This is a genomic window from Ectobacillus soli, from assembly GCF_042610425.1.
Classification (GTDB): Bacteria; Bacillota; Bacilli; order Bacillales; family Bacillaceae_G; genus Ectobacillus.
The window spans coordinates 1,288,654-1,301,291 of record NZ_JBGJZM010000001.1 but is presented as its reverse complement, the minus strand read 5'-3'; the positions used below and the strand labels follow the sequence as shown (position 1 = coordinate 1,301,291).

The window sequence follows — 12,638 nt, the reverse complement described above, 5'->3', positions numbered from 1 at the left end:
GGACTGTGATATAGTTGAATAAGCCTCGCATATTACAAATTCTTCCGATGTATCATGAAGAAGGAGAAACGATTCTTCGCAAGGGTGCCAGTGTCATCCAAACAAATGAATATGATATTTTGCACTTATGTAAATTAGCAGACGATGTTGACGGAATTGTTTTACGAGCACCTGCAAAAATTACGAAAGAAGTCATAGACGCTGCTCCCAATCTAAAGATGATATCTGGGGCAGGTGTCGGTCTTGATAATATTGATGTAGACTATGCAACGAAAAAAGGAATTGCTGTTTTACATGCTCCGTCGGTCAATAAAGTTTCTACGGCAGAACATACAGTCATGTTCATCATGGCGCTTAGTAAATCTGTAATCTCGTTCAATCATGAAATGAAACAAGGAAACTATCAGGCAAGAAATGTCATACCAACCTATGAATTAAAAGGAAAATCAGTAGGGTTAATTGGCTTTGGAAATATCGCGCAGGAAGTAGCGAAGCGATTAGCTCTTGGACTTGAAATGAAGGTAACGGCATGGGTTAGAAACTATGATTATTCGAAACAAAGTATCGCACGTGCAATAGGCGTGAACTTAACAACAAATTTAGAAGAAGTCGTAAAACAAGCTGACTTTGTGTCCCTACATATTCCGCTTCAAAAAAGTACGGAACATTTTTTTGACGCAAAACTTTTATCGTGTATGAAACCATCTGCGTATTTGATTAACACTGCCCGGGGAGCAGTCGTCAACCAGGAAGATTTGTATCATTACGTACTAAATGAAAAAATTGCGGGAGCAGCTCTAGATGTATTTGATCCTGAGCCTCCTGCAAAGGATTTACCACTATTATCACTACCAAATGTTCTGGTAACGCCTCATGTCGCAGGAACAACAGTTGAATGTAACTATATTACAGCCACGACAGTAGCGGAAAATGTCATTCGCTTTTTTCACGGAGAAAAAGTAGAGTATATTGCAAATCCTGAAGTATTGACACGAACATAAGAAAGATAGGAGCCATTTATGAATGGCTCCTATTACATGTTACGGTGATAGCTATTGCAATCCATTTTGAAATGTACTTCTTACTTTTCCATCTAAAAACGTAACACGGCCCATTGTTCTTGATGTCTTACCTGGCCATGCATAATCCACTTTATAGGTAGGCGTTCCTTTTTCTCCTGATTCATTGATTATATCACCTTCACTTCCGAGTAATTGCTTTACTTCGTCATAGCTCATTCCTTCCTTGATACTAGCAAATTGGGTAGCAGTAATCCCTGTTGTATTTACAGTTTCTATGCTATCTATAGGTTTTTGCTGCGTTCGTGAAGTTTGAATATCGGCAGAGCATCCAGACAAAAGCAAACCAGTGATTGTGATTACAAGTAAGAATTTCATAAACACTCCTCATTTCCTTTTATATCCTGTAATCCCAGATAATGATATAATATTATAAAGTTTTGTTAATTATATCATATAGGAGCGATAGAAATGTTTAGCAGATTACGTATAAGTATGATTACCCTATTACATTTTATTATCGCAACGACTTTGATTCTTTGTTTGCCTTCGCTGTTTACCTATAATCATACTGTTTCCTTTCAACCATTCTTATACGTATTTGCAATAGAAGATTTGATACATTCACTTAGTAAGTTTAATCTAATTACGTTTTTTTCAAACATATGGAGTCCATATTCCTATTCTATGACCTTGTTAGCGAGCGCATTTTTCATTGCTTTTACTGTAGCAATTATACTAAGCATTCTATATATGATTTCTAACCGAACGATGAAAGCATGGATAAAGTGGTTGTTATTTGTAGTGGAAGCTATTCCAGATGTAATGGTTATCGTTGGAATACAAGCATTGCTCATTTGGTTCTTAAAGCAAACGGGACAGATGCCTTTTCAAATTATTAATTTCGGAGCAAAGCAATCGTATGCAATTCCAATCTCTACTATGGTTACGAAATATGTATCATTAACAAGTGAATGGGCAGGATTAATCGGGTTAGATCGATACGAATTCAATCTAGCACCGTGGATTGTACTAAGTCCACTTTGTGCATTTGCGATCATCATTTTCTTTCTCAACCTTATTACTGAGGGAATAAAGGATGTTTTTAATAATAAGGAGCAGAACAACTGGAAACAGCAACAAGATGATATACCGAACTATACTGTAACTCTTGAAAAAGAGGCGTTTACAGTACTGAATTCTCCTTTAGAAAAGACTGACTAACATACAGATAGGAGTATGTACAACTATTTCAACATTTTTGTGAAATGTATCCGTTTTCAAAAATAAGGTGTATAATAAAGGTGTAGTAAGAAATACCTAATGATTATAGATTGATAGGCATATAAAATGGAGGTGCATGGATTATGACAGGCATGACTTTCTTTGCAATTACATTAGTAGCATTACTTCTTGTTGCATATCAACAGATGACTCAACCACAACGTGCGATGGTTCCGATTAGAATAGAAGATAGTGAAGAACAAGGTTAGCTTCTATAACTAAAATATGTTACGAATACATAAAACCCTAATGTCGAAACTGATATTAGGGTTTTTCTTGTGTATATAGTAAAATACCATATTTTATGTGATAATAGTTTCAATAAATAAGGAAATCATTAGAAAAGAAGGGATTTTAGATGTCATTTGAGAAAGTTTATACAGCTGTTAAACAATTAGATACTAGCTTAGAACCAATTGCATTTACGGAAAAAACGAATACAGTCGCAGAGGCAGCGAAGGTCCTTGGTGTTGAGGAAGCCCAAATAGCCAAGTCGATCCTGTTTAAAGCAGGGGATACATTTGGACTGTTTGTCACCGCAGGAGACATACGTGTCCATCAGAAAAAGGTCAAGAAGCTGCTTGGAGGCAAGCCAAAGCTTGCAACACCAGCAGAAGTGGAAGAAATAACAGGATATAAAGTAGGAGGGGTATGTCCGTTTGCTTTAAACAAAGAGATACCTATATTTTTAGATGAGTCAATGAAACGGTTTGAACTCGTCTATACAGCAGCAGGAACAGCCGAATCAGCACTGCCGATAACATTTGAAAAGCTTCAAACGATTACGAATGGAACAGTGATAAATGCTGAGAGTGCAGAATAACTTTGTTAGAATAACAAAATCATTTGGAGGATCAACAAACAGGAAACGATACTTAATAAAACGTAGGCTGCCAGTAAAGGAAATTTAGGTAAAATCGGTCAAGGCAATTTGAAAACCAAGAATTGATCCAATGGTCATAGCAAGGGCCATATGGTCATTGGATCAATTCTGATTGAAAATACACAAGGGACGCTTTATCGAATTTGTTAAAACAATTGCAAGCCAAAATCCAATAGAATAATACAAATTTTGAGAATTAGCATTTAAATAAATAGATATAAAGATGCTCAAATTGATAGTAAGACGTTATAGACTCATTGTAAATAGTTGAGATAGTCACGGTTTTACAAAATTATTTAGAGAGATTAGTCGTAGTCTGAGTCAGCGTTGTTAAAAACTTGACTCATTTAATGGCATAACGTAGTAATTGATGTGGATTTAATGGATACTAAAACTCTAATGATTTTTTTCTTTCATCTCAATAAGTTAAGTATACTTACAATATGAGACGGAAAATAAATTTTCTTTATAACTTCCGATAATATATATTATGTTAACTAGAATCAGAACTTATTAGGACAGTACTATGCATTATTGATATATGTCCTCTACAATTACGGGACGATCCTTATAATTATGGAACGTCCCTATTTGATGTTCCTTGAAATCTTGTACTTCGTTATCCTTATCAATTAGATTAATTAGTAAGTTCAGATGAAAAAATTGTCGACTTAATCTCTACCGTCTATTTTGTTACGTAATCGGTGAAAATCCTCATAAAGTTGATGGAATTTAGGCATTTCATTATAACCTAATTCTTCGTACTTTATTATCGCTATTGTTAAGGCAGTTCTTATTGCTTTCAAGTCTTGCAAATCTAAGTCCTCAAACTTACAACTCTCCAAACCACCATATAGATTATGGACCTTTTCCACTTTCATCATTACACCATCCTAACTCATTGTACTTAAATATCACATAATTGCTTCTATATCGTACCGTATAAATCCTGTCAGGATCCTTAATAGACTTCATAATAATAAACGTATGCAATTAATTCCTATTAAAGCACTATTCAGTATTCTATTCACCAAAACTATAACTATTTGAAACATAGTTGATAATCTAATTTTGGTAAAATATAGGTGTGATTGAGGAATCAGGTCTTCTCAACGTAATAACCCCGCTTTTTTCATCGGGTAGTTTTAATTGAATCTTAGGTTCTGCATAATCATATCTAGCGAATATATTACCGTCGGCCCAGCCTTCAGGCATTCTACTTTGAAGTAATAGTGTATTTTCATCTTTATGTATAGTTGCTGTCCAAAAATACTTGATTAACTTTTCATATATATATACAGGTGATGATAAGTTACCTTTTCTGCGGCTTTTTCACATTCATCTTTGATATATTTAGCTTTAGGAACCATATGCTCATAAATTAACTCATTTTTATCCCAATTTTTTTGTTTAAGTAGCTCTAACGCTTTATCGCTAACATAATCTGTAGAATATCGCCAATCCTTATATCCTTTTGGTAAGTATTCCTTTAAAACGGTGATATGAAGATTAGCTAGGAATTTCCTTCGTGCTTCACCCATTCCATTCATATATAATTTATTGTCAAACGGAAGACCTTTAAGAAAATAGTAATAATTATCTGCTAAAATACTCATAATTTTCTCTCTCGATGGAAACAATATTCTTCACACTCATTTCTTAGTTTCTATTTGGTTGCAACTAAAAAATGAATTTGTATTTTTTTATTTATTAAAGAGTAATTTTTATATATGAAATGCACGTGACTTTTCAGTTATATTAATATTTCTTTTTCTTCAATTAGTGGACAAATATTATATTCCTTACATAACTCTTTTACCATGTAAATATATGTTTTTTTAGCCTGACGCATATCTTTCTTTTGAAGATAACTGTATCCCACTTTAATATATTTATTGTATAAGCTGACATAAATTTCTTTCGCATTTGCCTTAGCATTAATTGCTTCCACGAGTAATGGGGCGATACGATAATATTCAATAATAAGCTTTTTACCATCTGCATCTTTGACTAAATTATTATCACGATACGCTTTATAAGCCATAATTTCCTCACAGTTATCAGGTTTATCAAGTGCTACACATGTAGCGGTGGTCAAAAAACAACCTTTTTCTGAGCTTGAGCTGGTATAAGAAGTTGATGTATAGCTACGACTTGCAGAATACTGTTCCTTCGATTTGTTTGATTGGATCCACCCTTCGACTTTACGGTATTCATTATCCGCTTGAAAATGGCCCAAATTTTTCGCTTTTTCAAAGAATTCCTTTGCCTTAGGCAAATCTTGTGCATACCCATTTCCGTATTGGTGTATTTTTCCACATAAAAATTGTGCGTCGGCAGTGTTACATTTCTTTAGAAGAGGTTCCGCTTTTCGGTAATCCTTGTTCCAATAAAAGAGTTTCCCCAGCCGCTCACATATCTCATCATCGTTTTCACCGTTTTGAAGTAAATATTGATGAAGGAAAATTAATGAATCCAGCATATTGTCAGCCCTATTTTGATCCTTCTTACGTACTTTTATATAATTAATAAACTCTATCTTCGATAATTCTTTAATCGCTCCTAAATGTTCATATGCAGCCGCCATTTTAAGCGAAGTTACCGCCTTTTTATAGCCCCTATCTTGATGTAAATAGTACATCCCAACATAATAATTTGCTTCAGGAATCATCAAGTTTGCCAGTTTTTCCATATCTCTCATGTTATTTTTATCAACATAAAAAATTAAACGTTTTGCTGCATCTATTTGACCCAAATTTGCTGCCCACCAATAGTAATCTTGTGCTGTTTTCACTTCATTACTGCATTCGTATGCCAAACCTAGCTCATAAAGTATATTGGAATCATACGATTTCCCGTACAGTTGCTGTAAATCTTGAAGTACGTCTATACCAAGTTTTAATTGAGGCCATACTTTCAATTGAATACGACTAATCTCTGGTTGTAAACCGTTCTTCGCTAAATAATTCACATCCGCAAGAGATAACTTCGAACTTTTTTCTAATTTAATGTAAATTTCAAATGCTCGCAAATAGTCAAAGTCAAATTTCTCTAACAAAGCCATGTAGCCGCGAGCAATATTTAAGTCGCCGTTTTCAATTAAAGATAAAATAAGGCTAACAGTCTGTTGTTTAATAAATGACGATGTTTTTGTAATTTTTGCTACTTGTACATTCGATTGTGAACAAATTAAACTGTCAAGTTGTTGTGCAAGTTCAACCACTTCTTTAATTTCACTAAGTATCGCTGTATGGTTAGTTTTTACATCTTTATTATCTTTCTTTAATTTCTCCCGAAGCAAACGTAGCATTGCTTCCGCTTCTTTATCGGATGTATTTATTATATCTTTACTAATATTTTGAATTAAATGATTTTGCTTATGTAAAATCGCTTTAATTGATGTGCAATATGCCATTAATTTTTCATAAAGTAGTTCTTCAAACGCAGTATTGTAGCTTGGTACATCAATTGTATCCAACCATTTGTGCATATCCCCTTCCAGTGAATGTACTGAAATGCTTTCCGCAATTTTTACAGCAAATTGCTGAACTTCCTCTAACTTTATGGAGGGTGCAAACAAATGTATATCTTTAACATGTTTGTATTTTAATAATGATTGCAATTCTCGTTTCCATATATCCTTGTCGTCGACTAAGATGACTGTGATTTCTCCTAATTGACTTAATAAAGAATACATTTCTTGTTCTTTTAAGCTAAAATAAGGCAAATATAAAAATGTAGCATTTTGGACAGTTTCTGTTGTAGACAATTGGTATAGCTGAATAAGCCGGCGAATGTCAATTCCTTTTTTATATAAATCTGTATTAGATTCCTTGTAATCATCTACAGGGAGTGTATTTAAGATTCTTAAAGTATTAAATGAATAAATATCATTCAAATGCTCGTCATGGTAAATAATTGTTGGTACGTTTGTATTCATACGAATGAGTTTCACAACTTCTGCTGAAAGCACTTGTTCAAAGAAACGCTTCACTTCTTTTGCAGAACCATAAACTGTCACAATCGTGGTATTAGCGACTTTTGGAAAATACGTAAAAAAGTCAATCCTTTTTAACAATTGTTCGAGCTGTAGCATAAGATTCGTTTTTTCCTCATAAATACTTGCATCTAACTTACGCGCTAATTTACTCGTCACATGCTCATACAATTCATCATACTTTTGACGAATATTAACACCATCAGGTGTAAGTTGGGGTATTTTTTCAGATAATAATGTAGAAAGTAAATCAAATGTTTTATTTGGTTGAGTCATAATTTTGCACCTTCAATCAATTAAATTTGTTGCAGTAATTCCTCAATCGTTTTAAATGTCTTATCTAAGCTTTTCATCGCATAATTACATTCTTTTATATCTTCTAAAATGGCAGCATACGATTCCGTCAACGTTTTAATTTCCAAAATATCTGCTGATTTAAAAATGACATCGCTTATTCGGTAGCTTTCACTTCTAAAAGCTTGTTTTTTTCTAATCAATTCATTTTGCAATCTTTCAATAACTCTTATGATCTGAACATACACATTATCGTTCGATTGTTTCATATGCTCTATTTCATCCATAAATTGGACTAAATAGTTCGTTCCGCGAAATTCCTTTGTCTCCAATGCTGAATACGCAATAACTTCAAAAATCGGAATATTTGTCATCCGTAAAATTTCTTTGCTCTCTTCAATAACACGCTCTACATCGTCAGTACTTTTCTTATCTGCCTTATTAAAAACGATTAAAACCGGCTGTGTTAAATTCAGTGATTCAATAAATTCTATATCATCCTGCTGAATAATGCCATTTTCTATATCCACAAGCCAAATAAGACGATCAACACTACGCAACTGAGTAAATGCTTTATGTTCGTCGGATACATTTTGTACAATGCTTGAATCAGATTTACTGTATCCTGGTGTATCAAGCAGAGCAATCTGTTTGTATTGAAAACTTGGTATTGTCATAACAAGATTGTTAATAAATTGTGAGAATCCCAGATTGTATTTGTCGTAAAAAGCATGCGTTAAGGCATTGGCTGCTTCCATCGTAATTGGCACTTTACGGTCGTACTTTGTATATGCACTAACCGTTTCTTCTTTTCCTTGAACCAGATAAGTTGCAATAGACGTTGTCGGTGATTGAGCCTCAGGTAAAAAATTACTTTGTAATAGTGAATTAATAAACTTTGATTTACCAGCGCTAAATTTGCCGCCAATTCCAATTACCATTTTTTTCTCGAGTAATTTCATTTTATTTTGTTCGAACAATTTATCGCTTAATTGGATAAGTTGTTGATATAATTCTAACTCGTTATTTAAATTCACTTGGCTGATAGACTGTAATAAACGTTTATCTATGAGTGTATCAATTCGTTTCATTTTATTTATATGATTTATAGCATTTTTATCGACATTTAATAATGATGCTATAAGCTGAAGCCCCAGTTCAGGTTTTGCTATGTATGGATTTTCATCCTCCACATATTCTTCAAAATCGTCATCATCATCCCAAAGACTCACTATTTCTCACTCTCCTACGAATACTGGACAATTTGATTTTTATACTGAACAATTTGTTCAATAAAATCATTATATTTTTGAAGACTATTTTCTTTATCCTTTAAAAGTGCTTGTACTTTTTGTACATTGTCTCGTAATTGATACTCAATATTATCAACAAACGTATTCGCTTGCTTCATTAATAAGCCGTCAATTTCTTTTGCTTTCAAATCTAAAATAGTAACAATATCCTTGTTAATCTCGGCCATTATTCGGTCCTGCGTCAGCATCAATCGGCTAATATCCTCATTTTTCACGATGCTCGAAGTAAATTCATCTGTTAGTTTTTGATCATACTTTGTTGCTTCTAATTTGATTTTAGGGATCGTAATCTGACAAAGTGCACTATTTAGCGGCAGCAAAATCTCCTGTTCATTATATTCCTCATCAACTACATCAAAAGCGCGTGTAACTTCATTTGTTATTTGCTTTTTCATTGACTTCAAATCGAACAATTTATCAAACTCTGTATTAATAAGTTCTTTACTACGTATAACATACTGACGAATACCCGAAATAGCTTCTTGTACACTAGCTGTATTCGTCACAACCGTCTGTGTATAATGCTCTTTAAATAATCCCAAAAAACCTGTTCGGTGAGTGCCATTATGCGATTCAGAATTGGGGGTTACACTAACGCCTACAAAGTTATCAATCTCACGCTCGACTTCAACTTTAATCGTTTCAAGCGTTTTTTGTGCACGAACACTTCCTGAGGTAAATATTTCTTGAATGTTGTAGCGAATTTTATTTAATGTTTTGGAAATAGAATCAATTTTGTTTTGAAGTTCACCCAAATCATATGTTTGTAAATCTTGACGATTCGTACGCGCTTGAATATTAATCGTTTCAAGTTCTTTTAGGAAATAAATTTGTTTATCTCGTATGGTATTTTTCACTTTTTCTACGATTATCTCATCTTTTTGCGCTAAGATTCTTTCTAGCTCTTCCTTTTGGATTCCTTCAATATTTGATAAATCCTTCAACAATTCTGGATTTCTTGAAAATCCTTGGAATCTACGTTCAAATGTCTTCACTAAATGTTCTTCTTCCTCTGATAACATTTGTTGCTTTTCTATTTTTGTAGCAATTGTATACATAATTGCAGAGACATATTTTGGAGGCAAATTTTCACCGATGTTGTGAATAATTTGTGCACAATTGGGATCTTTCAGTGCTTCGCCAAAAATATTGTCTGCTTGTTTATTAAAATTATATTGACTTGCCTTCAATGCTTTTTTCAGTGGTACACTTTGCTCTTTATAATCTAAAATCCCCGAATCAAACTTGCTTCCTATAAGTACAGCCCGGTTTACCGACTCACCCGGTAAAATATTGGATAAAAAGTCCAGATCCTCTTTCGTTAAAAATTGACCTGTGTAGCTTAAAAAAAACACTATATCACATTTCACAAGGAAATCCATCGTTGTCCGACCACGTGAAATAATTGGATCATTTAATCCAGGGGTGTCGATAATTTCTGCATTTTTTAATAGTTCATTGTTTAATTGAATTTCGGTATGTTTCACAATTGGGGTGTAATGACCGCCTGAACCTACGTATTCGTTCAACTCTCGTATAAAATCATCTTGGTCCTTCCCACGAATTTTAATTGTTTCACCTAAATATTCATAAATATTGATTTTGTTTCGTTCAGCCATTTCAACAAGTTCTTTGCATGACTTAAGCTCTTGAGGAATTTTATTTTCATTACGTTTATAGAATTGATCTCTTGACATTGGGATACGTAGTGTTCCACATTTTTTAATATGCTCTTCGTATAAGTTTTTCATAAATTGATCAGCATCTTGCATATTTCTTTCGATTAATTGCCAATCTTTTTGTGTATAGAAAACTATGCATCCTTCGAATTCTTTACCGTAAGTAATTTTAGTAAGTGCTGCAGTCATCGGTGTAGGTGCTTTTGGTAAAATAGAGTCGCCATTAAAAATAAGTGCGTTTAAAAATGATGATTTACCTGCCTTCACCTCTCCAACAATTCCAATTCGAATAGCACGATTTTCTTCTTTTATTACTTGTAAACTCTCTTTTAATGTTCTGGCGTTTTTCTGAAAATCTAGAATATTGTTTTCACTTACCAAATCACGGGCAGTGGTTAAAGACTCAGCTATTTCTTCAATCAAACTAGTAAATTCTTCATCTCTTGTTATCATATTTCACACCTCTTAAATCTTCCAATTGTTGTTGTGTTTGTTGAATAGTTACTTGTAGTTGTTGCTGCATTACCTCATAACGCTCTGTTTCACTTTGCTTCATTTGCTGGGCGGATTTTAATGCATCCTCTTCAATTGAAATGAGTTCAGTCATTTTGCTTTCAGTTTCTTCTAATAACTCTGCTTCTACTTCAATTAAGGATTTACCAATGGCTGGGCGAAGCTTATCCACAATTTGTGGGATGATTTCATCTTCCATTTTCTTCTTAATTTTCTCAGTTTGACTTTTTTCTCCACCGATGCAAAATAATTTTAATATATCAGGTAAAAAGATAATAATAAGCTCTAACCATGGGGTAACCACTGATGTCGTAACAGCCAATACACTTGTAATCACCTTATACATTTTCGATGATTGATTGATTACCTTTTGGATTTTTTCTAATGCTTTAATAGTATCAGTGAGCTTTCCTTGAATACTCTCTTCTACATTTGCGTTATCAAAATTAATAGAATCAAATTCAAGTTCTTGTAAAAACTCAGCATACGACTCTTCTGTATAACGTCTTGTCGCCTCTACTAGGACTGGTCGTAATATGTTATTCACTTGGCGTGAGAACGCATTTTCACTTGTTTTTGCCGCTGTTGCTAATTGGTATGAGTTATTAAATAATGCCGTTTCTACGTCAGCAATAATATTTGGTAGTACGTAGTTTTGCATTTTGTGAGTCAATTTTTTACGTTCTATTTGTAAATTCCTTTCAAGCTCCTTCTTTAAACGTATATGACTATCAATTTGCTGTTGGAGATGAGATACATCCAATTTTTCTGTCGCCATCAACTTTTTTAAACTAATTAAAATATACTCGTAAAGTTCCTCAATCATAGGACGAAACGTTACATTAAATATCTGTTGTACATTGAAGCTTTCGATAGTCCGTTGCATTTTGGTAACAGTTTCACGATCAAATTTACTGACTGATTCAACAGCAATATTTTCTTGAAATTCCCACTCTGCCGTTTCCTTAATATTCGTTACAATCTGTTGTAGGGCAGACGGAGCTTTTTTATCAGCTTTCGATACAGCAATTGCTAAATTATGATCGTATTGACGAATTTCATGAATAAAATCAACCCCTGTCAATTTGATTTCACCATCTTCGCAGTCTATAACCATAATATAGGCATTACCCTGACCAATGTATTGCATAATCGCTTTATTATGTTCTTCAAGGGTGGAATTAAATCCGGGCATATCGACAAATACGAAATCTGTATATTTATGTAAAAAGTCGTTTTTTATCGTAAAACGAAAATGTAATACATCCTTCGGTGAAAGTTGCTGAATATCTGCTAATGACATATCAAGTGTTGTACCATTTGTAAAGATAGCCTCAAATTTATTAATGGGTCCGTAGCATAACTCTGTTGCTACTGCGGTTTCAGGATTTTGGTTCTCAATTAATAATTCTTCTGACAATAGTGTATTTAATAGTGCGCTTTTTCCTGCACTAAATCCACCAATGAACAAAATTTTCATTGAAAAAAGATCAATTTTCTTTTGTAACTGCTGTAGCTTTTCTTCCACTTCTCCTTGGATACTGTATTCATTAATAATTTGTTGAATTCGCTCAATATGTTTTACTACGAAAGTCCGGTCAATCATTCATAACACTCCTATTAATTATAATTATCTTCCAATTCTATTAAAAAAAC

At 33.5% G+C, this 12,638-nt stretch carries 11 protein-coding genes; 4 read left to right on the top strand and 7 right to left on the bottom strand.

From position 1 onward, the window contains the following. The first annotated feature begins 14 nt into the window (after nt 1-14). On the top strand, nt 15-1,001 hold the full coding sequence (locus tag ACAN53_RS06740) for a hydroxyacid dehydrogenase (protein WP_379968315.1): 987 nt from the start codon (nt 15-17) through the stop codon (nt 999-1,001). A 51-nt stretch (nt 1,002-1,052) separates the two neighbouring features. Here the strand turns inward: ACAN53_RS06740 and ACAN53_RS06735 are convergent, their stop codons facing one another. Beyond that, nucleotides 1,053-1,397, bottom strand: coding sequence for a hypothetical protein (locus ACAN53_RS06735; RefSeq protein ID WP_379968313.1), 345 nt, complete (start codon nt 1,395-1,397; stop codon nt 1,053-1,055). A 93-nt stretch (nt 1,398-1,490) separates the two neighbouring features. Here ACAN53_RS06735 and ACAN53_RS06730 point away from each other — a divergent pair, with 93 nt between their 5' ends. The 3 genes from ACAN53_RS06730 (at nt 1,491) to ACAN53_RS06720 (ending at nt 3,126) form a co-directional block, all read left to right on the top strand. Next, nucleotides 1,491-2,243, top strand: coding sequence for a hypothetical protein (locus ACAN53_RS06730; protein ID WP_379968311.1), 753 nt, complete (start codon nt 1,491-1,493; stop codon nt 2,241-2,243). A 143-nt stretch (nt 2,244-2,386) separates the two neighbouring features. Further along, nucleotides 2,387-2,512 carry a hypothetical protein gene (locus tag ACAN53_RS06725; protein WP_379968309.1) on the top strand — a complete coding sequence of 42 codons (126 nt, stop codon included), beginning with the start codon at nt 2,387-2,389 and terminating at the stop codon, nt 2,510-2,512. 149 nt (nt 2,513-2,661) lie between these two features. Further along, entirely contained in the window at nt 2,662-3,126 is a 465-nt protein-coding gene (locus tag ACAN53_RS06720) for a YbaK/EbsC family protein (protein ID WP_379968307.1), read from the top strand. Nucleotides 3,127-3,857: 731 nt separating this feature from the next. Here the strand turns inward: ACAN53_RS06720 and ACAN53_RS06715 are convergent. From ACAN53_RS06715 to ACAN53_RS06690, 6 genes are all read right to left on the bottom strand, one after another. Beyond that, nucleotides 3,858-4,067 (bottom strand): hypothetical protein, encoded by a 210-nt coding sequence (locus ACAN53_RS06715; RefSeq protein ID WP_379968305.1) that lies wholly within the window; start codon nt 4,065-4,067, stop codon nt 3,858-3,860. A gap of 396 nt (nt 4,068-4,463) precedes the next feature. Further along, nucleotides 4,464-4,802: a hypothetical protein gene (locus tag ACAN53_RS06710; RefSeq protein ID WP_379968303.1), complete on the bottom strand. Its 339-nt coding sequence runs from the start codon at nt 4,800-4,802 to the stop codon at nt 4,464-4,466. Between the two features lie 137 nt (nt 4,803-4,939). Further along, nucleotides 4,940-7,459: a tetratricopeptide repeat protein gene (locus tag ACAN53_RS06705; protein ID WP_379968301.1), complete on the bottom strand. Its 2,520-nt coding sequence runs from the start codon at nt 7,457-7,459 to the stop codon at nt 4,940-4,942. A gap of 20 nt (nt 7,460-7,479) precedes the next feature. Then, nucleotides 7,480-8,709: a dynamin family protein gene (locus ACAN53_RS06700; RefSeq protein ID WP_379968299.1), complete on the bottom strand. Its 1,230-nt coding sequence runs from the start codon at nt 8,707-8,709 to the stop codon at nt 7,480-7,482. A gap of 14 nt (nt 8,710-8,723) precedes the next feature. Beyond that, complete coding sequence (locus ACAN53_RS06695; protein WP_379968297.1) at nt 8,724-10,922, bottom strand: dynamin family protein; 2,199 nt, start codon at nt 10,920-10,922, stop codon at nt 8,724-8,726. Continuing rightward, on the bottom strand, nt 10,906-12,588 hold the full coding sequence (locus ACAN53_RS06690) for a dynamin family protein (RefSeq protein ID WP_379968295.1): 1,683 nt from the start codon (nt 12,586-12,588) through the stop codon (nt 10,906-10,908). Before ACAN53_RS06690 ends, ACAN53_RS06695 begins: the two co-directional genes overlap by 17 nt. Between the last annotated feature and the right edge of the window lie 50 nt (nt 12,589-12,638).

Bases quoted from the DNA above. Each gene is read 5' to 3' on its own strand.
- ACAN53_RS06735 (WP_379968313.1), bottom strand. From the start codon at position 1,397: ATGAAATTCTTACTTGTAATCACAATCACTGGTTTGCTTTTGTCTGGA.
- ACAN53_RS06730 (WP_379968311.1), top strand. From the start codon at position 1,491: ATGTTTAGCAGATTACGTATAAGTATGATTACCCTATTACATTTTATT.
- ACAN53_RS06725 (WP_379968309.1), top strand. From the start codon at position 2,387: ATGACAGGCATGACTTTCTTTGCAATTACATTAGTAGCATTACTTCTT.
- ACAN53_RS06720 (WP_379968307.1), top strand. From the start codon at position 2,662: ATGTCATTTGAGAAAGTTTATACAGCTGTTAAACAATTAGATACTAGC.
- ACAN53_RS06715 (WP_379968305.1), bottom strand. From the start codon at position 4,067: ATGAAAGTGGAAAAGGTCCATAATCTATATGGTGGTTTGGAGAGTTGT.
- ACAN53_RS06710 (WP_379968303.1), bottom strand. From the start codon at position 4,802: ATGAGTATTTTAGCAGATAATTATTACTATTTTCTTAAAGGTCTTCCG.
- ACAN53_RS06705 (WP_379968301.1), bottom strand. From the start codon at position 7,459: ATGACTCAACCAAATAAAACATTTGATTTACTTTCTACATTATTATCT.
- ACAN53_RS06695 (WP_379968297.1), bottom strand. From the start codon at position 10,922: ATGATAACAAGAGATGAAGAATTTACTAGTTTGATTGAAGAAATAGCT.
- ACAN53_RS06690 (WP_379968295.1), bottom strand. From the start codon at position 12,588: ATGATTGACCGGACTTTCGTAGTAAAACATATTGAGCGAATTCAACAA.